Annotated in this window: 24 protein-coding genes and 1 tRNA gene; 9 read left to right on the forward strand and 16 right to left on the reverse strand. The window is 46.1% G+C overall.

The window, feature by feature from the left end; all coding sequences use genetic code 11:
- The first annotated feature begins 78 nt into the window (after positions 1–78).
- The gene (locus tag Q369_RS0126965; RefSeq protein WP_031530820.1) at positions 79–1,401 is read left to right on the forward strand and encodes a cryptochrome/photolyase family protein; all 1,323 of its coding nucleotides are present in this window, start codon (positions 79–81) and stop codon (positions 1,399–1,401) included.
- On the opposite strand, the gene Q369_RS0126970 is transcribed toward Q369_RS0126965, so the two are convergent.
- The 13 genes from Q369_RS0126970 to hisH all read right to left on the reverse strand — a co-directional run bounded on the left by Q369_RS0126970 (position 1,402) and on the right by hisH (position 13,168).
- Entirely contained in the window at positions 1,402–2,697 is a 1,296-nt protein-coding gene (locus Q369_RS0126970) for a M16 family metallopeptidase (protein WP_310589042.1), read from the reverse strand. It lies immediately after the preceding gene.
- Between the two features lie 63 nt (positions 2,698–2,760).
- Positions 2,761–3,909, reverse strand: a complete 1,149-nt coding sequence (porV, locus tag Q369_RS0126975; RefSeq protein WP_031530822.1) for a type IX secretion system outer membrane channel protein PorV — start codon at positions 3,907–3,909, stop codon at positions 2,761–2,763.
- 105 nt (positions 3,910–4,014) lie between these two features.
- Positions 4,015–7,392, reverse strand: coding sequence for a type IX secretion system sortase PorU (porU, locus tag Q369_RS0126980; protein WP_031530823.1), 3,378 nt, complete (start codon positions 7,390–7,392; stop codon positions 4,015–4,017).
- On the reverse strand, positions 7,370–7,984 hold the full coding sequence (locus Q369_RS0126985) for a SprT family zinc-dependent metalloprotease (protein WP_031530824.1): 615 nt from the start codon (positions 7,982–7,984) through the stop codon (positions 7,370–7,372). The genes porU and Q369_RS0126985 overlap by 23 nt, the downstream gene beginning before the upstream one ends.
- A gap of 67 nt (positions 7,985–8,051) precedes the next feature.
- Positions 8,052–8,231, reverse strand: a complete 180-nt coding sequence (locus Q369_RS0126990) for a hypothetical protein (RefSeq protein ID WP_031530825.1) — start codon at positions 8,229–8,231, stop codon at positions 8,052–8,054.
- A 149-nt stretch (positions 8,232–8,380) separates the two neighbouring features.
- The gene (locus tag Q369_RS0126995) at positions 8,381–9,154 is read right to left on the reverse strand and encodes a phosphoglycerol geranylgeranyltransferase (protein ID WP_031530826.1); all 774 of its coding nucleotides are present in this window, start codon (positions 9,152–9,154) and stop codon (positions 8,381–8,383) included.
- Positions 9,151–9,582: a hypothetical protein gene (locus Q369_RS0127000; RefSeq protein WP_031530827.1), complete on the reverse strand. Its 432-nt coding sequence runs from the start codon at positions 9,580–9,582 to the stop codon at positions 9,151–9,153. The genes Q369_RS0126995 and Q369_RS0127000 overlap by 4 nt, the downstream gene beginning before the upstream one ends.
- Positions 9,583–9,676: 94 nt before the next feature.
- Positions 9,677–10,012 (reverse strand): phage holin family protein, encoded by a 336-nt coding sequence (locus Q369_RS0127005; RefSeq protein WP_031530828.1) that lies wholly within the window; start codon positions 10,010–10,012, stop codon positions 9,677–9,679.
- A 61-nt stretch (positions 10,013–10,073) separates the two neighbouring features.
- Positions 10,074–10,409, reverse strand: a complete 336-nt coding sequence (locus Q369_RS0127010; protein WP_031530829.1) for a phage holin family protein — start codon at positions 10,407–10,409, stop codon at positions 10,074–10,076.
- An 11-nt stretch (positions 10,410–10,420) separates the two neighbouring features.
- Positions 10,421–11,050: a bifunctional phosphoribosyl-AMP cyclohydrolase/phosphoribosyl-ATP diphosphatase HisIE gene (gene hisIE / locus Q369_RS0127015; protein ID WP_031530830.1), complete on the reverse strand. Its 630-nt coding sequence runs from the start codon at positions 11,048–11,050 to the stop codon at positions 10,421–10,423.
- Positions 11,051–11,060: 10 nt separating this feature from the next.
- Entirely contained in the window at positions 11,061–11,834 is a 774-nt protein-coding gene (hisF, locus tag Q369_RS0127020; protein ID WP_031530831.1) for an imidazole glycerol phosphate synthase subunit HisF, read from the reverse strand.
- Positions 11,835–11,840: 6 nt separating this feature from the next.
- Entirely contained in the window at positions 11,841–12,563 is a 723-nt protein-coding gene (hisA, locus tag Q369_RS0127025) for a 1-(5-phosphoribosyl)-5-[(5-phosphoribosylamino)methylideneamino]imidazole-4-carboxamide isomerase (protein ID WP_031530832.1), read from the reverse strand.
- A gap of 17 nt (positions 12,564–12,580) precedes the next feature.
- Positions 12,581–13,168 (reverse strand): imidazole glycerol phosphate synthase subunit HisH, encoded by a 588-nt coding sequence (gene hisH, locus Q369_RS0127030; protein ID WP_031530833.1) that lies wholly within the window; start codon positions 13,166–13,168, stop codon positions 12,581–12,583.
- Between the two features lie 283 nt (positions 13,169–13,451).
- On the opposite strand from hisH, the gene Q369_RS0127035 reads away from it, so the two are divergent.
- Complete coding sequence (locus tag Q369_RS0127035; RefSeq protein ID WP_031530834.1) at positions 13,452–14,942, forward strand: M14 family zinc carboxypeptidase; 1,491 nt, start codon at positions 13,452–13,454, stop codon at positions 14,940–14,942.
- 79 nt (positions 14,943–15,021) lie between these two features.
- Here the strand turns inward: Q369_RS0127035 and Q369_RS0127040 are convergent, their stop codons facing one another.
- Together Q369_RS0127040 and Q369_RS0127045 are read right to left on the reverse strand one after the other, a co-directional pair.
- Complete coding sequence (locus Q369_RS0127040; RefSeq protein WP_031530835.1) at positions 15,022–16,359, reverse strand: beta-helix domain-containing protein; 1,338 nt, start codon at positions 16,357–16,359, stop codon at positions 15,022–15,024.
- A gap of 42 nt (positions 16,360–16,401) precedes the next feature.
- Positions 16,402–19,215: a TonB-dependent receptor gene (locus Q369_RS0127045; protein WP_031530836.1), complete on the reverse strand. Its 2,814-nt coding sequence runs from the start codon at positions 19,213–19,215 to the stop codon at positions 16,402–16,404.
- 275 nt (positions 19,216–19,490) lie between these two features.
- Between Q369_RS0127045 and Q369_RS0127050 the strand changes: the two genes are divergently transcribed.
- From Q369_RS0127050 to Q369_RS0127065, 4 genes are all read left to right on the forward strand, one after another.
- Positions 19,491–20,114 (forward strand): HupE/UreJ family protein, encoded by a 624-nt coding sequence (locus tag Q369_RS0127050; protein ID WP_031530837.1) that lies wholly within the window; start codon positions 19,491–19,493, stop codon positions 20,112–20,114.
- Between the two features lie 30 nt (positions 20,115–20,144).
- Positions 20,145–22,523: a M1 family metallopeptidase gene (locus Q369_RS0127055; protein ID WP_031530838.1), complete on the forward strand. Its 2,379-nt coding sequence runs from the start codon at positions 20,145–20,147 to the stop codon at positions 22,521–22,523.
- A gap of 214 nt (positions 22,524–22,737) precedes the next feature.
- Positions 22,738–22,881, forward strand: coding sequence for a hypothetical protein (locus Q369_RS29220; protein WP_157488333.1), 144 nt, complete (start codon positions 22,738–22,740; stop codon positions 22,879–22,881).
- A 14-nt stretch (positions 22,882–22,895) separates the two neighbouring features.
- Positions 22,896–23,843: a D-2-hydroxyacid dehydrogenase gene (locus tag Q369_RS0127065; RefSeq protein WP_031530839.1), complete on the forward strand. Its 948-nt coding sequence runs from the start codon at positions 22,896–22,898 to the stop codon at positions 23,841–23,843.
- Between the two features lies 1 nt (position 23,844).
- Here Q369_RS0127065 and Q369_RS28140 read toward each other — a convergent pair whose 3' ends face one another.
- Complete coding sequence (locus Q369_RS28140) at positions 23,845–24,063, reverse strand: hypothetical protein (RefSeq protein WP_035333855.1); 219 nt, start codon at positions 24,061–24,063, stop codon at positions 23,845–23,847.
- Positions 24,064–24,181: 118 nt separating this feature from the next.
- Here Q369_RS28140 and Q369_RS0127075 point away from each other — a divergent pair, with 118 nt between their 5' ends.
- From Q369_RS0127075 to Q369_RS0127085, 3 genes are all read left to right on the forward strand, one after another.
- Positions 24,182–24,820 carry a hypothetical protein gene (locus Q369_RS0127075; RefSeq protein ID WP_031530840.1) on the forward strand — a complete coding sequence of 213 codons (639 nt, stop codon included), beginning with the start codon at positions 24,182–24,184 and terminating at the stop codon, positions 24,818–24,820.
- An 18-nt stretch (positions 24,821–24,838) separates the two neighbouring features.
- Entirely contained in the window at positions 24,839–25,618 is a 780-nt protein-coding gene (locus Q369_RS0127080; protein ID WP_031530841.1) for an enoyl-CoA hydratase/isomerase family protein, read from the forward strand.
- 89 nt (positions 25,619–25,707) lie between these two features.
- Positions 25,708–25,781, forward strand: a tRNA-Arg gene (locus Q369_RS0127085).
- Positions 25,782–25,879: the final 98 nt, after the last annotated feature.

Genomic DNA, 25,879 nt, shown 5'->3' on the forward strand with positions numbered 1-25,879 from the left:
TTTCACCGCATTGCCGGGTAAATATAGTTACTTCGTTTTTATTCGTCTCCTGCCAAATTCATTACGTTAGAAGATTTCATGAGCCTGACAAAAAAAGAGAAGATCACACTATTCTGGTTTCGCCGCGACTTACGTCTGGATGATAATGCCGGCCTCTATTATGCGTTGAAGTCGCAATATCCCGTTATACCGCTATTTATCTTCGACAGGAACATTCTTGATGATGTCGACAAAAAAGACCCCCGCATTACATTTATTTACGACGCAATCGAAAAGATAAGGAAAGAGCTGAAACAGTACGGTTCAGATATGCTGGTCTATTACGACTATCCATTGAAAGTATGGAAGCGGCTTAGTGAAGAGTTCGATATTGCCGAAGTATACACCAATACAGATTATGAACCTTACGCGCTCGAAAGGGACCGGGAGGTTTTCAATATTTTGAGGGAAAAGAAGACGGTTTTTAAAACGGTGAAGGACCAGGTAATCTTCGAAAAGCGAGAGATCCTGTCTGGCCAGAATACGCCTTACACTGTATTCACACCTTATAGTCGCGCGTGGAAAGAGAAACTGAATGACTTCTACCTTTCATCCTACCCCACCAAGAAGTACCTGAAAAATCTTCAAAGGTGGAGTGGCTCCGAAACTCCTACCGTACAGGAAATGGGCTTTGAAGTCTCTGATTATGATTTCCCGGACGAAGAAGTAAGTGAAACGCTTTTGCAGGATTATGCAGAGAAGCGCGATTTCCCCGCGGAGCAGGCAACCAGCCGGATTGGTATACACCTTCGTTTTGGCACAGTAAGTATCCGAAAGCTGGCGCGAAAAGCAAATGAGCACAGCGCTGTTTATCTGAGTGAACTGATCTGGCGGGATTTCTATCAGCAAATACTATCTAATTTCCCCGAAGTAGGTAAAGGAAAGGCATTCAGAAGCGCGTACGATCAAATAAACTGGCGCTATGATAAAGATGATTTTAAGAAATGGTGTGAGGGAAAAACGGGCTACCCGCTGGTGGACGCAGGAATGCGGCAACTGAATGCGATCGGCTTCATGCATAACCGCGTCAGAATGGTAACTGCCAGCTTTTTATCCAAACATTTATTAATTGACTGGCGGTTGGGAGAAGCTTACTTCGCCGAAAAACTGCTTGATTATGATCTGGCGGCCAATAATGGGGGCTGGCAATGGGCAGCAGGATCAGGCACTGACGCGGCGCCTTACTTCCGCATTTTCAATCCGGCTGCACAGGCCCAACGCTTTGATCCAAAAGGAGAATATATCAAAAAGTGGGTACCTGAAATAGGAACAGCAGCGTATCCCGAGCCAATGGTCGACCACAAAATGGCCCGGGAAAGATGCCTCGAAGCTTACAAAAAGGCGCTTGGCAATGCGAGGTAGTTATTTACCGCCGGCAATGACCACAATCATATCTTCCGGCCGGAGATATGCATTCGCCATAGAAATAACATCCTCGCTCGTTACCGCCTGGATCTTATCGATATAGTGATTAAAAAAGTGGCCCGGCAGTCCGTCCAGCAACAGAATTTTCTGGCGATCTGCTACTTCGAAGGCGGTGTTGAGGGATCCGGCAAATTCACCTGCCATGAAATTCTTGACAGTTGCGAGTTCTTCCGGACCCACAGGTTCTGTCTGCAAGCGATTGATTTCCTTTTTAATTTCATCAATAGTAAGTTGCGTGAATTCTTTTTTAACATCAGTTCCAATCATGAAATAGCCTGCATTACGAAGGGTAACCACGTGAGAGGAAATCCCATAAGTAAGCCCTTTTTCTTCCCGTATGTTTTTCATCAGCCTGGATCCGAAGTAGCCGCCCAGCAGCTCATTGGTAACAAGCATTCTGAAATAATCCTCATGGTGCCTGTTAAAAAGCTCGCGCCCCATTCGAATGGAAGATTGTACGCTATCTGCTTTTTCTATTACCTTTTCTTCGCCTTGATAAGCTGTTGAAATCAAAAATGCCGGCTTAGCCTGACCAGCTTCAACTGGATCTTTTCCCAAAGTTTGGTTAACCAGCTCTACATGGCTTTCACTCACCTGGCCAGCCAGAACAACTGTGAATTTCCCGTTTTTAATAAAATGATTATAGTGGTCAAGAATGGCCTCGTGCGTCAGTCGCTCAATGTTGGTTTCTTCCTGGCTCTGCCCATAGGGATGATCGGTACCAAACAGCCGCGCCCGGAATTCCGTTGTTGCCAGGTATGCATTCTTTTCTTTGTTCACTTTCAGGTTTTGCAGCGTAATGTTTCTGAGTTCCTGTAACTCGTGCTCGGGGAAACTCGCTTCGTGGATCAATTGACTGATCAATGGAAGCACCTCGGGTAAAAAGCGAGAAACACAATAGACGACCACTCCTATACGATCCGATGTGTGCGTCAGCTCGGTGAATGCACCTAGCCGGTCGAATGCTTCGCTGATCTCTCCTGAGCTCAATCTAGCAGTACCTTCCGGAAGCATCTTGATTGCAAAATAGGAAGCCCCGATTTCTTTTTCATACCAGTTACCTGCCTCAAAAATACATTCAATCCGAATCACCGGCTGCTCACCAATGTTGATCACATGCAGCGGCACACCATTGTCCAGTGTGTGGGTTTGTGCCGCAGGCAAATGAATGGAGTTGATTAATTTAAAGTCAGGAGCGATGGTGCGGTCGAGTAGCATTATAATGAGGATCAAATAAAAAAACGAATGACATTGCAATAACGCCATTCGTTTCGAAAAAATTAAAATATACGATTCTTAGTTATCCGTGTCGCTCACATCCAGTTTCTCCGCCTTATTCAAGCCAAGTGAAAGTGTGATACGGAGTGTATTGGCAAGTGGACTTCCCTGAGAAACAGGAAAAAGGTAGGCAAAGTCTACTGAATACCTGTCCATAAAATGGATTCCGGCACCAGCAGTGAAGAATTTATTACCTGACTTATATTTGTTTTCTCCGTGGTAACCACCTCTTAGTGCAAAAATATTGTTATACCAGTATTCTACACCCGCTGAAATTGCCACTTCCTGCATTTCTTCTTTGAAACCGTCTGGCGCGTCAGAAAATGAGCCAAACACACCTTTCAGCACAGGTTTTGCATTGTAATCTGTACCGTCTGGCGTTGGTACCATCAGCTTGAAAGCATCCACAACGAAATTGAACTTGTTCCGTCCGTCGCCAGTAAATGAAAGTCCGGCGCCAAGTCTCAGGTTGGTTGGGATAAAGTTTTCAGTATCTGTACCTGCGCCGTAGTTGATTTTACCTCCCAGGTTGGAAAGTACAGCACCCAAAGACCAGGTCAGTTCGCTGCCGGTATCTTCGTTTCTAATCTGCTTTCTATAATATGCGCTGATATCACCTGCTGCAACACGCGCCGGGCTCAATGAAACACCCTTGATCACGGCGTCACCTGCAAGGTTAGACGAGATGTATTTCAATGTTAAACCCATTGAAAAGTTTCTTCCAAGCTGACGGGAGTAAGTACCATTGATTGCTACTTCGCGCGAGTTGAAGGTGCCTAACTGCGTTCCTATCGCGTCGCGTAAATCCAGTTCACCATTATTAAAGTAGTTAACCGATAATGCAACTGCCTGATTGTCGCCCAGTTTTTTATAAGCTGACAAATACCCAAGCCACATATCGTCAACGAAACTTCTTAACCAGGGTGTGTAAGAAGCTGAAATACCGAAATCCTTAGTGTTGTATGGAAGCTTTGCCGCATTCCAGTAAGTTGCATTTGCATCCGGGCTAGAAGCAACGCCTGCTTCCCCCATTGCTGCGCTTCTTGCGTCAGGAGCAAATGTTAAAAACGTAAGCGGTGAAGCGGGGATTCTTAGTGTGTCCTGAGCAGAAACAGTGCCCAAAGTGAGGATAAAAAGTGAAGAAAATGCGCCAAAAAAAATTTTCATATAGAATGGATTTGCGATAGGAAGTCCTTTGTATCAGCTTCTTTTAAAAGGTCAAAAATACAATGAAAGATAGTTATTACTAAAGATTTGCTAAGTTTTATTACATTATTGAGAGCGTATCAACTTCCCTGATTTTTGGTCGAAGGTACTATCTTTTAATGATCGTATCAACAACTGGTAAACCAATGGAACATTAAATGGAACCCAGCTGCCAAGTTGCTGAACGCCCACCGTTTCTGATAGAGTAGCTTCGCTGTTATAATATGACCACTTGAAAGTACCCAGACGCTGCCCGCTGACAAGCAATATATTCAAAATTAATTCGACATCTTCGTTCGCACGATCATGGGTTAACTCAAATGTCAGATCGTTGATAAAGGGATTAGGGAAAAACTTCGCCGTATTGAGCTGAATACCCCCTGGCTTCGCCACCTGAAATCCGAACGCTATTTCAGAAGAGTTAGTATACGTATCCCACACTTTTAGCCGGACATTATATTCACCGGCTGGCAAATTATCAAATGGATACCGGATCGTCCCCGATTGATAACTATTCAGATCTGCTGTGAAGTATTCGTTTAGTATAATAGTTAATGTGTCGTTTACAGTCAATGTAATATCATGGCCAATTCCGCTTACAGAAAGGCTCACGCCATTTTCATCAGTGACACGCGCGATCAACACGGGCGAAGTACCAACCCTATCCCCGCTCCGGAACGATGATTTATCTATGTAGGCTGATATAACTGGCGGCGTGTTATCAACAAGCAACGCAGCACTGCCGCCTATCATCAATGTGAGCTGGGCCGCCGCATCGACAGTACTGTCTGCCCGGACTGCGTACACATTGGCCCTACCAGGTCCAGCCTTGTAATCAATATTTTTCGGCATTATAAATTCACAGGTAAATACACCGTTTTTCACTGTCACAGTGCCATCAAACAACCTGCTGCGAAACTCAGAATAACTTTCAGGATTTCCCTCATTTCCCAGGGTTCCAAACTGAATCTGTTTGTCATAGATAATTACACGTGCTTTCCCGTTGAACTGCGTATCACGCTGACTACTAGTCTTATCGAAGATCTCCCCGTTCAGCCTCACCTTCTGCAATGCACGTAAAGTGTCAGGTACCTGCGTCCAGCGGATTCCCTTCTGCCCGCTTCCCAGCCGCATTGAAGGATCGCCGAGAAGTGTAAAGTTCCTGTTAAGACTGCCTACGAGGGCTTTGTTTTTGGTTTCCCGGACAAAATCTCCCATTAACCTGCCTTCGCCTTTCTTGATAAGCGCTTCGTAAAAAGCTTTACTCAGGGTAAAGTTTGTACTTGAAAAAACGGGTCGGGTAGTACTGATTGCGCCTATCGCAGCACCTTTCGGACTTAGCACCATTGTCTCGGCGCCGGAGACTGTTCCCGGATCATCATACCTGCCGAAGTCGCAAGTGGCTGTAAACAGCAGCGGCAAATTGTTCAATCCCCTGGCACTCAGCATATCAGACAAGGTCAACACCTGCTCTTCGGCCCAGCCGCCCACTCCCCCGTGGCCTGTGTAGTTGATAATCAGTGTTCCATCGTCAATTGCATTTCTGATCTGCCTGTTTACCTCGGGAGCTTTCTGGCCCTCGGGCGTGGTGATTTGTGGGTATTGATCAATGAAAATACGTTTTGAAAAAAAATCATTTTCAATCATGCCTGCGAGCTGGTCAGCGTGGCGCTGGTGAATGTTCCCGTCACCATCGTCAGCGATGAAGCGAACCACATTCTTCCAACTCCCCTCCGAACCGATCGTTTCGTAACGGATCAATTTGTCTACTATGACCTTCGCCTCTGCGACCGACTTCACGGGCAGCCTGCCTACGCCTATTTCTAATGTGTGGTCACCAGACGCATGCTCGATCCATTCTCCCTCATTTGGCTCCATAAACCCGAAATAATCGTCGGAAGAATATGTATAAACCGGGTTCAGCGACTCTCTGCTTTCATAAACAGGGATCAAATTGGCAGTTTGAGCAGCGGTCTGACCTTTTGTTAAATTCTTATAATCAAAACTGGCGTCACCGAAAAGAAGCAGGTACCTGAGCTTACCCGGCGATTTCGAGTACAAATGCCGCACGTAATTTCTAATTGCAGTCACATCAGGCTTGCCGCCTGAAATTTCGTGGTACACTTGCCGGGTTGTTACCACCAGCGTTTCAAGACTGTTGCGGCTGCTGCGAAAAGCGGCCAGTCTTTTGGCTTCTCCCTCCCAGGCTGCCGGTGTAATGATCAGCAACTCGGGTGTGTCAGCAGATACAATATCCTGATTTGAAACACGCTGCCAGGATACGGGGAAAAAAGCCTGATCTCCCCTGAAGCCAATGTAGTGGGCAGGTTTACGGCTGTTGTTTCTGTTAAATGTAAATGGACCCGACGCGTTTTGATTCAAAACAGAAGCCGGACGGGCTGCGTTGCTGATTTCCCAAAGAGTCCATCCGGTTGCCGGGTCAGCGAACTGGTAGGTAGCCGTGTCTGTGGATTGGGGTAAAAAGTGGTAGATCTGTTGTTTATCGTAAAAGCGAAGCTGCCTTTTCACCTGCAATGCGAAGTAATTGAGGTAACCTTGTGCAGCAGCCTGCCCATTCTTATTATGGGTTACTGTCAGACGAAAAGGGCTGGTCGGGTTCGAAGATGCAGACAATGTACCCACAAAGTCGGACCGCAGTGCTTTTACGTCGTAAGTTCCTGCGCCCACAGTTCCCACAGCTGTTTCTCCAATAGTTTCACCATTCAACTGCCAGGCAAAACGGGTATTTACCTGCGCAGCTGCGATTGCAGAGCCCCTGAACTTGATTTCAGATGCAGGAACTACGCCGGGTATATCAGCCTCCAAACTTACCGGCGCACTGCTCAGGTATTCGCCCCACCACTCTCTTCCCGATTTCAATAGATTGTTCGTCTCCTGTTCGTGGTACCAGTAATCATCAAAAAAGTTGATCACCTTTCCAGAAGCTGCTACCAGATTTGCATTTCTGATTCGCAACCCCGCCTTTTGTCCAATATTCAGAAAATAGAAAGTAGTATCTGAATAGTAATTCAGCTGATGCCGCAACTCCGCTCTTACAGAATCGTAGGAAATAAGGTGCGGCCCTTCTGCGTAGAAGTAAACTACATCGCCATTGTCGAACCTGCCGTCTTCCTCTCCCTGAACAAGGATCGCACTTTCGGTGAGTCCGGATATTGGGGTTTCGTTTGATTGGGATAGCATCTCGCCGCTTGTGCCGAAAACCCGGATCTGCGAAGGGATTATCGTTGCTGGCTCAATGCCCATTTGACGCAACATTGTGAAATCAATCTTGTGAATACCTGTTTGCGTAACAGCAAGCTTGTACCATTCGCCGCTCGCCAGCACAGATTGCGCAAAGAGCGACATACCAGGCGAAATGCCCAGGTAAATAGAAACCGTGAACAGTAAGAATTTCAAATGATCAGCACGCTTCCACCAATGCATGGGCCGGTATTGTATATAGACGCTGTGAAGCTTTATCAGTGCAAAGTACCCGTGTTCTCCTCATCGTACCCCGCGTAAAAGTCCTGTTCTGAAAAACGAAGCTGGTACCCTCGTGAAGTTGCGCAAGTGCTATCCTGCCGGTATCTGCTGCCTGCTCATCATAACTCCGGAGTGCATTAAAAAGCAGCTGGTCTCCACCGGTAGAAGCAGCAGGGTTTTTAGCATAACGTACCAGATGCACCAGAATGTCTTCGGGGAAGATATTTTCGGTTAGTACAGGTTGAAGCAACACGCCGAATTCGTACTTCCATTCAGGGCCGTGCGGCGCAACCCGCTTCCTGAACTTCGTTTTATATTTATAATGAACTACGCAATGCGCAACCTCGTGCAGGTAAGTAACCAGGAAACTATACGGATTCAGGTTGGCATTAACAGTTATTTTTGGGATTAATCCGGGCTTGACTGTAAAATCACCCAGCCTTGTACGACGTGGCCTTGATAGTGAAAAAGCAAACTTGTGGTTATGAAATAGTTCGGCACAATAGCCGCTGGCGGCCGGGGGAACATGCAGGCCAAACGATATATTTTTCATCCTTAAATAAAAAAAGAAAAGCCCTATTTTCATAGGGCTTTTCCAAAATTTCGACTTGTACGTCTAATTACCTAACTGAGTCAGCAGCAGTTGAATCAGTAGCCATTGTATCAACAGCAGTTGTATCCATAGCAGGAGTTTCAACAGTTACAGCAGTAGTGTCAGCAGACTCGTCAGCTGGCTTGCTAGTACAAGAAGCGAAAGCTACCATCCCGGCAACAAACGCAAATGCAAAGAATTTTTTCATTTCTTGGGTGTAATTAAGGTTCGATGCAAAGGTAACAGGAATGCATTGAATATTCCTAAATTTTGAGATTGTATTTTTCCAAGAACTTAAAAATTCCTTAGAAAAAACTTCAATCTCTTTAGTAAGTCCAATATTTTCCTGGGTAATTATTAAACCTGCTCGGGCTTGGTGTTATAGGCATGCACGCAGGCAGCTATTTCGGGAAGTAGTTCTGGGTTTTGTTCAATTCCGTTTCCAACTACAATGACATCAGCACCCGAACCTAATGCGATATCTGCTTTCTCGTAAGAATTAATTCCGCCTCCAACTATAATGGGTGTATCTACTGCCTCGCGGACTGCAGCAATGATTTCACCGGGAACGGGGAATTGAGCGCCGCTTCCTGCATCAAGAAATATGTTTTTGAGTCCGAGGTACTCTCCCGCCATTGCTGTACAGGCAACGATGCCCGGCTTGTCGCGGGGTAGCGGTGTAGTTCCGCTGATATAAGAAACAGTTGTGAGCCTGCCGCTTTCCACAAGCATATAGCCCGTCGGAAGCACTTCAATGTTGCTGCGTTTTAACAGCGGCGCCGCGATAACATGTTGCCCGATGAGCAAATCTGCATTGCGGCCCGAAATAAGGGAAAGTAAAAGTATCGCGTCGGCAGACGGATCAATGTGCAGGCTGCTTCCCGGAAAGAGAATAGCCGGAATATCGGTGTATTCGTGAATTGCTGAGATCAGCTTATCAATGGCGTAATTGGTGATCAGGCTGCCTCCCACGAAAAAGAAGTCAACACCATGACCAGCCGCATATTCAAGGAATTTCGGAAATGTAGAAAGATTAACTTTATCTGGGTCTAAGAGAACAGCAAACGATTTCCTTTTTTCTGCTTTACGTGTCGAAAGGAGGTCTGCGATTTGATGCTTCGCTGTTTTCATTCAGTTCTTCGTTCGTCTTCAATTAAATGCTTCAGCTTATGCCGGGCCCAACCAATCGCCAGTGTCCAGGCCAAACTTTGAACGGCTTGTACAACCTGCGACTGTTTGGTTTCCTTTTTCAGCTTCTTATGGCTGATCAGGAGCAGTTCGTTGTCTCTTTCCTTTTGCCTGGCTTTTTCGAGCTCCCTTTCTTTGTCTTTTTTGGTTTTTGGCAAAAAAGCATTCATCACGACGAATGTAGTAGCCAGTACTCCACCAATTACCAGCGCCTGTTTGCCGTATGCAGTAGCATCTGTTTTAAGATCGCTCCACTGGCTTTCCAGCTTATCACGGTAGATCTCTGCGTCAAGCAGAAGATCATGCTTGGTTTTGTCAGTGTCTGACGAAAAAGGTTTGACTTTTACCGAAGAATCTATTGGAGTACTCATCTCATTACTGTTTAATGGTGCTCAGGGATTCAAAAGGAATCCAAAAATAGCAATTCAAGATTATTTATCAGCTAATATGTGGCTAAAAGCTTGGTCACTCTTTGTCGCCCATGAAACGAACGAGAACCGAGCGGATCATTTGAACAAACTTTTCTCTCCATACAATCCAGATAATCAGTTTGATAACAAATACGCCAAGCAAAATCAGGTATCCCAGGTAATCACTGTCCAACCACCTGTTCAGGAAGGTACCCAGCAAAATAACGATTAGTATCAGGATCGTCAATGCAATGCAAAGAATCAGCGCACCATATACCGCCATTACAGCGGCCCGCTCGATCTTATCCCTGGTTTCAATTTTAAATAAATCGATACGTGTCTCGAAATACTTAAAAAGCGTGTCTTTAATCTCCTCTAGTTGACTTAGCATAATCAGTAGTTTTCAAATCATGTGTATCCATTTACGACCTGATTTGCAGGTCGTTCATACACTAATCCAAAAACATACCAAGAATCGAGGAAACCAGTGAAACTACCAGCCCAAAGAAAAGAGCAGAGATGAAGCCGCTCACGACAAATCCGTCTACCAGAACGCTGGCGAGATAAATAATGAACACGTTAACGACAAAATAGAACAGTCCCAGGGTAAGAATGGTAATGGGGAGCGCGAGTATCTGCAGGATTGGCCTCAGGAATGTATTAAGGATTCCAAGGACGATCGCTACGATAACAGCAGTTGTAAAACTTTCAACCAAAACCCCGGGAATTAAATTGGCACCGACGAGCACTGCCAAAGTACTGATTACAAGTCGTAGGAGTAATTTCATTCGGTATGCTATTATTGGTGACGGCTACGAAGTACGTCAATTACCTCATCTAAGTCAATGTTTTTTTCCTCCAGAAGAACCAGCAGGTGAAAGAGCAAATCGGACACTTCATTTTTGAAAAGATCCACATCATCGTCTTTGGCTTCGATCACAACTTCGACTGCTTCTTCGCCTACTTTCTGTGCGATCTTGTTGATCCCACGCTTAAAAAGGCTGCTGGTGTAAGACTCTTCAGAGGGATTATTTTTTCGCTCCCTGATTACTTTCTTTTGAAGGTAGTTGAGAAAAAACGCCTCCCCTATTCGGGCATCCTGACTATTTTTTTCCCCAAAACAGGTATCTGCGCCTGTGTGGCATGTTGGACCTGCCGGAGTGGCTTTAATCAGCAATGTATCGCCATCACAATCCGCTATGATCTCGTTGATAAAAAGGAAATTTCCAGACGTTTCACCCTTCGTCCATAAACGCTGCTTGCTGCGACTGAAGAACGTGACGGTACCTTCCGCTTTTGTTTTTTCAAGCGCTTCCTTGTTCATGTAGCCAAGCATCAGCACCTTGTCTGTATGAACATCCTGGATGATCACGGGTACCAGCCCGTCGGGTGACTTATCAAAGTCGATGGTAGAAAAGTTATCGTTCATTTCGTCTGGTTTATCTTGTCAATCTAATAGGAAGTTGCCTATCGCTCAAATAGGCTTTCAGATCGGGAATATCAATTTCCCTGAAATGAAAAATACTTGCCGCGAGCCCGGCGTCGGCCTTGCCTGTGGTAAATACATCGTAGAAATGCGCCATATCTCCTGCTCCGCCGGAGGCGATCACCGGAATGTTCGCGTTACCTGAAATCGTAGCAGTTAGTTTAAGTGCAAAACCATTCTTGGTACCATCGGTATCCATAGAGGTCAGCAGAAGCTCGCCAGCTCCCCGGTCTTCCACTTCTTTCGCCCAGGGAATTGTCCTCAGCTCGGTCGGCTTGCGGCCTCCGTGTGTGTGGACAATGTGTTCCTTGCCGTTTTCAGTGTCTATATAACGTGTATCAATCGCTACTACAATGCATTGACTGCCAAATTCAAGCGAAAGTTCATTGATCAGGTCCGGATTACGTACTGCTGCGGAATTGATTGAAACCTTATCAGCTCCTGCGTGCAGCAATGCGGATACATCTGCAATCGACGAAATTCCGCCTCCAACTGTAAAAGGTATATTAATGGTTTGCGCAACGCGTTTCACCAGCTCAATGAATGTGGAGCGCCCATCAATCGTGGCAGTGATATCCAGGTAAACCAGTTCATCGGCACCCTGAGCTGCATACAATGCACCGAGTTCGACTGCATCGCCCGCATCACGCAGATTTACAAAATTGACTCCTTTTACAGTTCTGCCGTCTTTTACATCCAGGCAGGGGATAATCCGTTTAGTTAACATATCGTATCAGGCGGAGAAGCGCATTAGTTCGGCGAGACTGATCCTGTTTTCATAGATCGCCTTTCCGATAATTACGCCGTAAATGTTCATTTCAGCTAATTTTTCAACATCTTCAATGCCGCTGATCCCTCCGCTCGCGATGATGTGAAGACCGGGACATTTATCCTGAAGATTTTTATAAAGGTCAAACGAAGGTCCTTGCAGCAAACCATCTTTCGCCACATCGGTACTGATCGTATACTTCACTCCTTTTTCAACATACTCTTCTACGAAATCGTAAACCCAGATCGCAGTACCTTCTTCCCAGCCGCTTACAGCAACTTTTTCATTCTTTGCATCAGCTCCCAAGATGATCTTATCACCGCCATAAGTTTTTAACCAATCTTCAAAGACCTCAGGTTTCTTCACTGCGATACTGCCGCCTGTTACCTGCTTTGCCCCGCTTTCGAAAACAACCCGAAGATCAGCATCGGATTGTACACCGCCACCAAAGTCGATGTGCAGACTGGTTTTGGATGCTATGGTTTCAAGTACTTTCCAATTGACGACTTTTTTAGCTTTTGCACCGTCGAGATCCACCAAATGCAGCCGCTTTAATCCCGCATCCTCAAACTGCAATGCAACTTCGAGTGGATTCTCGTTGTAGATTTTCTTTTGCCCGTAATCACCCTGCGTGAGGCGCACGCATTTACCTTCTATCAGATCAATGGCGGGTATAATTTCAATCATGCTCGGAGTGGTTATGATTAGAGTTTCAGGAAGTTTTCGATGATCTGCTGACCTGCATTGCCGCTGATCTCGCAATGGAACTGCGCAGCGAAAAAGTTATCCTTGTGCAGCATTGCGCTGAATGGAAAAGCATAATCGCAGGTGGCTACCGTATACTCGCAAACCGGCGCTGCGTAGCTGTGCACAAAGTACATAAATGCATTGTCGGGAATGGCGTTGGTCAGCGGGGTTTTGTAATCAGATATATTGTTCCAGCCCATGTGCGGCACTTTCATACCGGCAGTAGTTGGAAACCTTTTTACATCCACATCAAAAATCCCCATACAGGTAGTGTCGTTTTCTTCCGAATGCCGGCACATCAGCTGCATTCCTACACAGGTACCGAAAACTGGCTGCTTCAATGTAGGAATAAGCTTGTCCAGACCGGTCTGCCGGAGATAGTTCATGGTGGTGCTCGCCTCCCCTACGCCCGGGAAAATAACCTTGTCCGCTGTGGTGATTTCGTCAACCTCATCGGTGTAAATGTAATCTGCACCGAGCCGGTCGAGTGCGTACATCACCGACTGCACATTTCCTGCATTGTATTTAATAATTACGGTTTTCATCCGGTTATACTGTTGGAAAAGAATAAAAAAAGCCCGATTAGAAAATCGGGCTTCCGGGGATACTATGTATTCAACCTTATTACAACACTACTTGCAAAAACATATCACCCAAGACGACCGAAAGCCAGATGGCTATGATGAAAATGATGATATGTTTCAGCGATTATCATGTCACAAATGTAAGGAAAAATGTTATTGATGTTGCCGCTCTACGTAAAAATTGCATTAAAATTTGCTTAGAGAATTCTTCGTACCTTGCGATCGAAAATGGCATTTTACCATCATGAAACTATTCATTTCACGTCTCTTTTTCATTCTGTTTACATTGACCACTTCACACGCCATGGCACAGTCTGACGATCTGGCCGGTAAGCTTTTCAAAGCACACCCTACCTACCGCGAAGCAGCGCTGACACAACGAAGGTTTAAACAAAAAGATATCCTTCCTTTGATTTCAAAGCGGCAGGGTAATAATATGTACGTGATTGAAAAGGTCGGAGAATCCTTCGAAGGCCGCACGATCCAGATGATCAAAGTAGGTACCGGCAAAAAAAAGGTACTGCTCTGGACGCAAATGCACGGAGACGAGCCTACTGCCACGATGGCGAGTTTTGATATATTTAACTTTCTCGAAGGCAAAAACGACGGGTTTGACAGCTTCCGGAAAGAACTCCTCGAAAAAACCACTTTGTACTTCGTACCAATGCTAAACCCCGATGGCGCCGAGAGATACCAGCGCCGCACTGTCCAGGGCATTGATATGAACCGCGACGCTGCCGCCCGACAAACTCCCGAAGCTGCAATATTGAAAGGTTTGGTAGATAAGCTGAAACCCGATTATGGTTTCAATCTCCACGACCAGAGCCCGCGCTACTCGGCAGGCAGAAGTCCGAAAGTGGCTACGATTTCATTTCTGGCGACATCTTACGACTACGAACTATCTATCAACGACGTGCGCCAGCGTTCCATGCAGCTGATTGTTGGAATGAATAAGATCTTACAGAAGTACATTCCGGGCCAGGTAGCACGGTACTCTGATGATCACGAACCGCGCGGGTTTGGTGATAATGTACAAAAATGGGGAACTACGCTCGTGCTTATCGAGTCGGGAGGTTATGTGGGCGATCCTGAGAAACAGTTTATCCGGAAGCTGAACTTCATGGCGATATTGTCTGCATTGGGAAAAATCGCTGACAACTCACTCACCAAAGAGAACCGGGAAGATTATTACAAAATACCTGAAAACGGTCGCTGGGTGTATGATCTCGTGGTGAGAAATGCGACAGTGCGCCAGTCCGGGAAATCTTTCACAGCCGATTTAGGGATTAACCGCAATGAGGTAAGCTACTCGAATGCGACCAAGTTTTTTTATTACAGTAAAATAGAAGATTTCGGCGACCTGCATCCGCAATACGGCAGTCAGGAACTGGATGCGAAAGGATATACAATTGAAAAAGGCAAAGTATACCCTACTGCCTACAAAAACGTGAGCGAGATCAGCAAGCTGAATGCATTAAACCTGCTTCGCGAAGGATATACGTATGTGCGACTCGCCCCGGATGCGACCACGCGCGCAGCTGGCCTCTATTTCACCACAACCCCGCTACATATTCTCCGCAGCGGTCAGCCTATACCTTCAGGAACGCCCGGCCTTGGAAATACTGCGACTTTCATACTCAAAAAAGGCGGTAAAGTAAGGTACGCCGTAATCAATGGGTTTGTTCATGATCTTGACAATTTCGGTGTAGAGAAGGGACAGGGAATTGTGGAATGACACACTGATTTATAACAAAAAAGACCGGAGACATACGTTTCCGGCCTTTTTAAATTCTGACACCAATTATATAAGACTATTATTTCTTCAAAGAGTAATCAGTATTCTGAGGATCGAAGTTTGCCCATCCCTCAGTCCAGTCAGTTGTACTGAATGCACCTGCGTAAGTAGTCGCTTCGAATCCAGCAGGCAATGTAGTTCCGCCAGTCAGAAGAGGAGAACCTGCCTGTGGCAATACAGCTGGTTTCGCCGAAATCGAATTGAAACCCGCTGGCAACAATAAGCTTGCAACAGTTGAAACGCTGTTCTTAGCACCTGAATTGAATTCAGCCGAAGTAAGTCCTTCCACCGCGCCATTTGATTGTGTACCGCTCAAAGCCACATGTACACCTTCCAGTTTCAACAGACCGCCTGTAAAGTTTGGCAAAGAAGGAGCTTCAACGCGAACACCTGAACGAGGCCATTCGCCAGTGAATACACTGTTGTAAATAGAGATTGCAGAGTTACGACGAATCCTAGCACCAGAAGCGAATTTACCGTCAACTGCACCAGGTGCCATTGCTACTGTAACGTTTGCAAATTTGCCGGTAGTCTGAGGTGTAGCATTTGTTCCATTTGCATCGTTATCTGATTCAAATGCGTTTGAATCACCAGCCTGGTCAGCAATAGCCGGGTCACGGATGATCAGACCGTATTGTACCATTCCGCTGAAACCATTGTCAGTATCAAAATCATCGTCAAGACCACGGTAAGAGATCAGGTGCTTTGCATTCACACTGCCACCGAACCACTCGAATGAATCATCGCCACCGAATGAGCATTGTACATATTCGATCTTTGTTCCTGAACCAACACCACCCATTGTAAGGCTGTTGATCTCCTTGTTGGAAGCATAAGCAATACCAGCGAATTCGATACGAACATATTTCAGCTCACCAGAATTATCCGCAACCTCGGTGCCTCCAAACTCAGTAAGTTCTTCTCCTTCAACCACAGCCGGAGTTTTGTTTACCGGTGCTTTTCCAAGGATTACCAATCCACCCCAGTCACCAGCTCTTCTTGAACCAGCTGCTTCATTGGATGTGAAAACGATAGGCTGCGTTGCAGTTCCAACCGCTACGATCTTTGCGCCTCTTTTTATAAAAAGTGCTCCTTTTGATTCTTTATCACCTTTAATGATTGTTCCAGGCTGAATATTAAGCGTTGCGCCGTCTTCTACATATACAAATCCTGTGATCAGATATTGCTTGTCAGAAGTCCAATTGGTATTTGCTGTGATACTTCCTTTAACTGTAACCATTTCAGTTGCACCAGGAACTTCTATTATCGGATCCGGATCATCGTCGTTACAGGCTGAGAACCCAGTGACTAATAATCCTATCATGAGGATATTCAATAATTTACCTAACTTTTTCATAAAATGAATTGATTTGATTGACTTAATTGGTTGCTATGGTGACTAGAATTTGTAAGAAATGCCGACGGTAGTATAAGATCCGCGACGGAAAGACTGGTAAGGATCATCGATGTCTGTTATTTTTCCGTCGAGGTTGCTATCCTGGGTAAGTCTGAACCTTTGATTCAGAATGTCCTGAATTCCCGCTTTAAATTCGAGGTGAGGACCTAGTGCCTTGATGATGTTAAAGTCGAGCACGTTGCGTGGCTGTTCATAAACCGTGGGCTGCACTTCATTATCACCTACCAGGAATATCCTTCTTCCCACCACATTGTAAAGCAGGTTCACCTGCCATCCGCGGTTCACATCATTATAATAAAGCCCTGTGTTGATAAGGTAAGGCGACTGCCCCTGCAGCTGGCGGTTTTCTTCCTGACCTGCGAAGCCTGTTAATACATCACTTTTGATTACAGAAGCATTGAGAACCAATGTAATATTGTCTACAAGCGAAGAAGTAGTCAGGTTTTTCAGTGATTTTCTTACTTCTATTTCCCCTCCTACTGCATAAGCTTCTTCCGCATTATCAACGGAGAATGTTACGCCTGAGCCTGAATAGCGGATCCTTGACTCAATAGGATCCTTAAAATGCTTGTAAAACCCGGCTACCGAAATCACTTCTCCTTCACTTGGATAGAACTCGTAGCGAAGATCTGCGTTCTGGATCGTTGGCGTTTTCAGGTTGGGGTTACCTACGCGGGACACGTCAAATGCAAAGTCATAGTAGGTAAACGGAGCCAGCTCGCGGAATTCAGGTCTGTTGAGTGACATGGTGTAAGCTACACGCAGCAACGATTTCTCGGTAAAATTGTAAGCAAAGTTCGCCGAAGGCAAAAAGCGAAGGATCGGATTATTTACATCCACACGCGCTCCATTTCCTCTGAGCTGGCTTTGCAGTTGCTGGCGGTTATGTTCGGCACGCAATCCGAATGAACCGTTAAATTTCGGTGTAAAAGGGAAGTAAGATCCGATATAACCAGCTAGAAGCGTATTCTGTGCGTTATATCTGTCATCCGTATTCGTTCTTTCCCCATAATGAAGCCTGTCCGCCCGAATGTTTTCCGGGCTGAACAACTGCGCTGCCGGCAATCTCATGATCTCAGCAGGAATGCCACCCGGATTATTGACATTAAACCAGCGCGCATCAAAAGATCTGTCTTTATATTCTCCAAAAATTCCGGCGCGAAGCTTGATCTGCATGTTTTCCTCGCCTTCGTATCTGCTACGCTCAATGCGGTGCTCGCCGTCGACCCGGAAAGAAGATGCAAGTTCTTTTAATGAGGAATAAAAACGTGCACCACGTGTCAAGCTCGCATTGCTGCCGGGTACCACCTCCACTGTAAATGGATCATTGGTTCCGATGTTGCGGCTTGTTACAAAACGTCTGAAATCAGGTTCGTCGCGGTTAGTATAACCAAAAGCGCCGGTCCATTTCAATGTATTTGCTTCAGACAATTCGTGGGTTCCGCTCAGCTGGCCTGTATAAATGCTTTTAGATTCATACCGGAACGCGTAATTCTGCACATCCCGCTCATTATCGCGACTAAAGCCCTGACGGAACGTCGTTTCTTTACTACTCAACTGGTTGAACAAATTCCTGAACTCAATCTTATGCTGCGGGTTGAATATCAGGCCCCAGTTTGACATTACACCCAAACGCACATTTTGCGCATAATATTGATCGTTATAGCTCGTCTCGATCTGCGAATCCTGCGTGTTCGTGTTGAATGCAAGGTAGCGGTACTGACTCATTGGCGTCGACTGGTTTGCACTCGTGTAGCTGACGTTATTAAATGTCGTCAGGCGGAGCCTTCCCAGATCCATGCTGTTGTTATAACCCAGCGACACACGCAAATCAGGCGCTACGCTTTTGGTATACGTATCTACAAATGTTGGCAGATTGCGGAATGCATTGAATGTTGCCTCTGTGGGCTGAGTAGCATTGGTGGATCTTGCAGTCGGAAATACCGAAGGCAATCTGCGGTCACCTGCGCCAAAACCGATCCAGTCCAGCGACGATCCTCTGTGATCCAAAACATTACGAAAAGTAGTTCCTACCCTGAAACCAGGAGAGATTGCTACTGTAAAGCCATTTGCGTCAGGGATTGTTTTGGTATAAATCTTGATAACCCCACCCGCAAACTCGCCTGGAAGCTCGGGCGCGCCTGATTTAAAGATCAGCATTCTGTCGATAGCGGCACTTGGGATCAGATCAAATGAGAAAGACTTTACGTCAACTTCTGTTGAAGGCGTGATCGCGTCATTGAGCATTACTGTATTATAACGCTCGTTCAAACCGCGGATGATTACAAACCTATCGTCCTGAATAGAAACACCAGGCACACGACGGATTACCTGTGAAGCGTCCCTGTCCTGCGACCGCTGGATCTGTTGAGCAGAAATACCAACCGCGATCTGTTCTGCTTGTTTGATCTCGGTGATCACCGAAACGTCTGTGAAAGTCTGACGCTGTCCTACGATCTTTACTTCCGTCAGGTTAGCAACATCTTCTTCTAGTGTAGTGTTGATTAAAACCGTCTGGTTTGGATAAACTGTAACCTCAATTTCTTTTGCTTTGTAAGAAACGTAGGTCAAAACCACTGTCTGCTTTCCAGTAGGAATATTTGGCAGATCAAACTTGCCGTCCATGTCAGACGAAGCACCGACTGGCGGGGTACTGCCTTTCAAAACTACACTTGCACCGATAACCGGTTCTTTGGATTGTGCGTCAACGATTGTTCCTTTAATGGAACCTGTCTGTGCGAAGGCCGCAGAGGCCGAGAGAAGAAGGAGGAGAAACGATAAAAATTTTGATGTCATGTTGTGTCAGAATATTTTTCCAGCACAAAACTACCCCGGCTACATTACTCCCAGATTTCTCCAATGTTATGTAATTGTTAACAGTAAAAATTCGCAACTATATGATAATGAAAACAATATTTGGTAGTTACTTGAAAACAAGTTTAAATAATAACATTAGCGTAGTTCTTTTGGGAAGATAAATTGGTTTCATGTTACGAATACAATATCATTCGAAATGATTTACTTTGTCTTGACAATTAAATGTCATGATTTACTAATCTTAATCCTACTGAATGTCCGAATTCCAAGCTTACCTGCAATTAGGTTTTGAACACATTACAGATGCCAACGGCTACGATCACATTTTGTTCATCATGGCGCTTTGCACTATCTACACCTTAATTGACTGGAAAAAGGTAATTATCCTCGTCACTGCTTTCACGATCGGACATTCCGTGACGCTGGCTCTGGCTACGCTGGGGCTTGTCAACATTGATCCCGCCTGGATAGAGCTCCTGATCCCCGTTACTATTGTGATCACCGGCGTCCTGAATTTCTTTTACAAAATCCCAAAGGGCTCTTTCGGCAAAAAGGAAGAGAACTCCACGGCGAGGTACGGACTTGCACTGTTTTTCGGTCTAATTCACGGGTTGGGTTTTTCAAACTACCTCCGTGCATTGCTCGGCAAGGAAGCCTCCATTTTTAGCCCGCTGCTTGGGTTCAATGTCGGACTTGAACTGGGTCAGCTGATCATCGTTTTTGTGATCCTCTCCATTGCTTTCGTGGTCATTGAAATTTTGCGTGCGCAGCGGCTGAGCTGGATCCACATTCTTTCAGGGATTATTGTGGGAATGGCCTTTTCGCTTATTCTGAACAATGAGCTCTTTGTCAGCCTCACAGGCAGCGGCACCGAATAATGAGAATTTATTACATCTGAATAACCAATTATGAGAAAACTCCTGCTCCCGTTACTTTTCCTGCTGGTTTCTGTGACCTCCTATAGTCAGCAGCTGCCAAGTTCCGCCAACTACCAGTACAACGACCGCTTCGAACAGCTCGGACCAATGCTGCCGACTCCGAACTCGACGCGTGCAGCTTCCGGTGCGCCGGGCCGCGAGTACTGGCAACAACGCGCCGACTACGATATCAAGGCTGAACTCGACGACGACAAACGCCGCATTATCGGTTCGGAAACAATTACCTTTTACAACAATTCTCCCGACGACCTGAAATATATCTGGCTGCAACTGGACCAGAACCTTTTCAAAAAAGACGGTATTGCAGCAATGTCACGCACAGGTGCGATCAATGAGAAGGGAATGACAACCGGCCAGCTGGCCAATCTTAACAATGGAAGAGGCTCTTCGCTGGATCCGGAAGTTGAGTATGGCTACAACATTACTGCTGTGAAAGACAAAGCAGGTAAGGCGCTTCCGTACAAAATCAATGGCACTATGATGCGCATTGACCTTCCGGCGGTAATGAAGCCGGGTACCAACTTCGTTTTTGGGGTAGATTGGAATTACAACATTACTGAGTACTACGGTCGCAGCGGATATGAGTTTTTCCCAAAAGACGGAAATGCCAACTACTTCATCGCGCATTGGTTTCCGCGCCTTGCTCCCTATGACGATGTAAATGGCTGGAACCACAAACAGTTCCTCGGCCAGGGAGAATTTGCATTGATCTTCGGTAACTATAAAGTCGCCATTACAGTACCCGCCGACCACGTAGTAGCAGCTAGCGGCGAATGCCAGAACTATGCTCAGGTATTGACAGCGACACAAAAGCAGCGTCTTAAAAAAGCCGAAACATCGAAGACCCCGGTTTTGATCGTAACCCAGGCCGAAGCAGAAAAGGCGGAAAAGCGGGAAAACAAAAATCCGGGCAAGAAAACCTGGATTTACAAAGCTGATAATGTGCGCGATTTCGCCTTCGCAAGCAGCCGGAAGTTTATCTGGGATGCAATGCAAAGCGACGTGTATAAAAGCGGCCGCAAGATCTGGTGTATGTCCATTTACCCGAAAGAAGGAAATCCGCTTTGGGAACAGTATTCTACGCGGGCAGTGGAGCACACTTTGAAATCTTATGGAGCACGCACATTTGAATACCCCTACCCTGTTGCGATCTCGTGTCACTCAGTGGCAGGCGGTGGAATGGAATATCCGATGATTAGCTTTAATGGTGGTCGGCCCGAAGAAGACGGGACTTACAGCGAAGCGGTGAAGTATGGGATGATCGGCGTGATCATTCACGAAGTGGGCCACAACTTTTTCCCTATGATCGTCAATTCCGACGAGCGTCAATGGGCGTGGATGGACGAAGGTTTGAATACCTTCTGCCAATACCTGGCTGAAAAAGAATGGGATTACAACTTCCCGACCCGCCGCGGCGAGCCTAATCAGATTACAGATTATATGTCGTCGGACAAATCGGTACTAACCCCGATTATGGCTTCTGCGGAGAATGTGATCGGACTGGGACCGAATGCTTACGGAAAACCTGCAACTGCATTGAATATCCTGCGTGAAACGGTAATGGGCCGCGAGCTTTTCGATCACGCATTCAAGGAATACGCCAACCGCTGGCGCTTCAAAAGCCCTACACCGGCTGACTTTTTCCGCACCATGGAAGACGCATCGGGAGTTGACCTCGACTGGTTCTGGAAAGGCTGGTTTTATGGAACCGAGGCTGTTGACCAGGATTTGGTGAGTGTGGATTGGTTCAGCATTGATACTCAAAATCCGGATATCGAAAAAGAACTCGCCCGCCAGGAATTTGCGCGCAAGCAAAATACAATAAGCAAAATCCAGGATGCAAAAGCCAAAGGCGAAACTGTGGTAGCCCAGGATTCAAGCATGGCAGATTTCTATAACCGTTACGATCCATTCAAGGTAACGGCGGCTGACAAGCAAAGATATGAGCAGTACCTGGCTTCGCTTTCGGAAAGTGAGCGAGCATTGATCCAGCAGAATACCAATTTTTATACACTTTCGGTAAAAAACAAAGGTGGGTTACCGATGCCTGTAATTGTTAAAATGGGCTTTGAAGATGGCACTGACTCGGTTGCAGTATTCCCAGCGGAAATCTGGCGTTTCAACGACCAGCAGATCAACAAGGTAATCTCTACCAAAAAGAAGGTGGTTCAATGGACGCTCGATCCTTACCAGCAGATTGCGGATATCGATACCGAGAACAACTCATTCCCGCGCGTTTCCAAGCCAACCCGCTTCCAGATCTACAAACAGCAGAGCAGAAAAACACCTAACCCGATGCAAATGGAAGGTGTCGGAGCCGGAAAAGTCAGCACGGATCCGAAGAAGTAAGCTTAGTTTTTTATCCACATAAAAGTCCGTTCCGGCCACTTCGCCAGAGCGGACTTTTTTTATGCAATTTCAAAATTCATTCTATGTAATTTCAAAGTTTGATCTATGTAATTTCAAAATAGAAGTTATGTAATTTCAAAGTTTGATTAGATTAGGGACTGACATTCAAGTAAATATAAATTGATGTCTTCTAACCAAACCTACGTAGAAAGGGATGTTACTGACCGAACATTTCAAAGGAATGAATTTCTTCAATGAGGTAAGTAACGGCCTTGCGGGTACTAAAACGCTTATCTACGGCGGAGATCAAGATCAGAAAAGAACAGACTATTCCGTGCTGGGCTGGCGCAACATTTAACTGAAACCGAAACCATGAACATCGTAATACTTGACGGATATACATTGAACCCAGGCGATCTGGATTGGGCGCCTATTTTGGAGTTGGGCAATGTTGAAATATACGACCGTTCCAGGCAGGAAGAGATTGTGGAGCGGGCCAGCGATGCAGATGCGATTCTGGTAAATAAGGTAGTATTATCAGCTGCCACGCTATCCCAATTACCCAGGTTGAAGTACATTGGCGTTACTGCCACCGGGTATAATAATATCGATATGGAGGCGGCTAAAAAGCAGGGTATTGTTGTCACCAATGTAAAAGCATACAGTTCCGCGTCGGTTGCCCAGCAAACTTTTGCATTGCTACTCGCGCTCGTCAACCGGGTTGAAACGCACAGCCAAAGCGTTTTTGCAGGAGAATGGGCGTCGTCACAGGATTTCAGCTACTCCAAATCGCCGCTTATTGAACTGGCTGGTAAAACAATGGGACTGATCGGCTTAGGAGATATTGGTTCGAATGTGGCCAGAATCGCACTTGCTTTGGGTATGCGGGTTATCGCTTACAGAAAGCACCCACAGCCGGTAGAAGGAATTGAAATGGTTTCACTGGAAACGCTTTTTGAAAGTAGCGATGTAGTAAGCCTGCATTGCCCCCTGACTGAGGAGACCAGAGAGATTGTCAACAAAAACAGTTTGGCATTGATGAAAAACAGCGCGCTGATCCTCAATACCGGCCGCGGCCCGCTGATCAATGAATCTGACCTGGCCGAAGCGTTGACAAACGGGATTATCGCCGGAGCCGGTCTCGATGTGCTTTCGGAAGAGCCGCCCAAAAGCACTAATCCATTGTTATCGGCGTCAAATTGTGTGATCACACCGCATGTGGCCTGGGCTACGTTCGAGGCGCGGCAAAGGTTGATGCAGTTAACTGCGGAGAATTTACGGGGCTTTCAGAGCGGTGAATCAAAGAATGTAGTTTCCTGAGCTACTTCTTTTTGGTCTTCCTTGCCTTTTTCGATTTGCCGGACTTCTTCTTCTTTTTCCCCCACTTGTTTTTCATGGCCGAATAGGATTTTTTGCTAACCGTCTTTTTGCTTTTTGACCGCGCTATACCTTTCTTTTTTCGTGCATTGATGTTGTTAACAAGCGAGTTTTTCACTCCGAGCTTGTTCTTTTTTGTATTATGTTTCTTTTTCCCGGCCATGTTCTCAGGTTTGAAAAGCTCACGTTAAATTCCCATGCCGCGTGCCTGGGACAGTTTTTGTACAGTGTGGTTTTCAGGTTAATTTTGTTTACTAAAATTCAGATTAAAGCTCTTCCACTTGAATAACCGACTCGCTATCGTATTATCGGTGCTGTTTCACCCACTGATCCTCACTACTTACCTGTTTGCTTTATTATTCCTGCTTTCCCCGGACCTCGTTGGCGTCAGCGCATTTGAATTTCCTGCGCTGGTCAGCTTACTGACACTTTTGTTCTTGAACACCTTCGTTGCACCAGCGGTAGTTACCTACTACTTTATGAAAATGGGGGTGATTACAAATTTGTATGTCGACGACGTGAATGAGCGGCGGTTGCCTTATCTGGCGACGGTTATCATTTATGGACTGGCCACTTACCTGTTTGGCTGGCAATTGCAGCCGGTTGGAGAAATGGCGCCCCAGATATCCGTGATACTTGCCAGCGTAACCTTGTCGCTGGTGATCGTTACCTGTGTAAGCTACTTCTGGAAAATCAGTGCGCATGCAACAGGAATTGGCGGTATGATCGCCCTGCTGGCGGGATTAATGATCCGCTTCGACGAGGCGGCTTTGCTCAATCCATTGCTTATCGCGATCTTGCTCGCAGGCCTACTGCTAAGTGCCCGTTTGCAACTGAATGCACACAGTCCCGGACAGGTTTTCGCGGGATTTCTATGCGGCGTACTGGTGAGCAGCCTGACTGTCTATTTTTACTTCTGATCCAAAAGTCTTGGTCCCATGTACGAAAACATCCTCTTTACCGAAGAAAATGGCATTGCGCGACTGAGCCTTAACCGGCCTGAGGTATACCACGCCCTGAACCCGCGGCTCATGCAGGAAATAGCAGCGGCTATCACCAAAGTAGCATCAGACGACCGGATCCGCGTATTAATCATTACCGCGGAAGGCGACAAGGCATTTTGCTCGGGCGCAGATCTGAAAGAAACCCTGGAAGCCGGTAACACGGCAGAACAGCTGCTGAAAGACCATTACGAACCAATGATCAATGCGGTACGCGAACTTCCCAAGCCTGTAATATGCAGGTTAAATGGGCTTGCTGTGGGCGCGGGTTGCTCTTTGGCGTTGGCTTGTGACATCGTGATAGCCAATGAAGAAGCCTACCTGAGCCTCGCATTTGTACAAATCGGCTTAATGCCCGACGCAGGCCTCACATTCTTCTTACCAAGACTAATCGGAATGGCGAGAACCTTTGAACTGGCGTCAACTGGCAGGAAAGTGCCGGCGAAGGAAGCAGTTGCACTCGGCTTGATCAATAAGGCGGTACCAGCTGTTGCGCTTGATGAAGAAGTAGACAAGCTGGCCCTCTTTTACGCCACAGCTCCTACCCTCGCGATCGGCACAATGAAGAAAGTCTTAAACGAATCTTCCCATTCGGATCTGGCGCGCATGCAGGAACTTGAAAGAGTTAACCAGGAGATCTTATTCCAAAGTGCAGATTGCCGCGAAGGAATTACAGCTTTCTTGCAGAAAAGAAAGCCTGATTTTCAGGGCAAATAGCCTCTTACAGATTTTAATGCAAGATTTTATTTATAAATATGCTTGTATAATAACACGTCATACCTATCTTTGCAGTCCGATTACGGAAGGGTTTCGTAGCTCAATTGGATAGAGCACCTGACTACGGATCAGGAGGTTTGGGGTTCGAATCCCTACGAGACCACTTGAAGGTCAAAAGCATCTGAGAAATCAGGTGCTTTTTTATTTACTAACAGAATGACTACGGATCAGGAGGTTTGGGCCGGGCGGCCGGTGCCGTTC

Origin of the sequence: Dyadobacter crusticola DSM 16708 (assembly GCF_000701505.1) — a bacterium.
Taxonomy (GTDB): domain Bacteria; phylum Bacteroidota; class Bacteroidia; order Cytophagales; family Spirosomataceae; genus Dyadobacter; species Dyadobacter crusticola.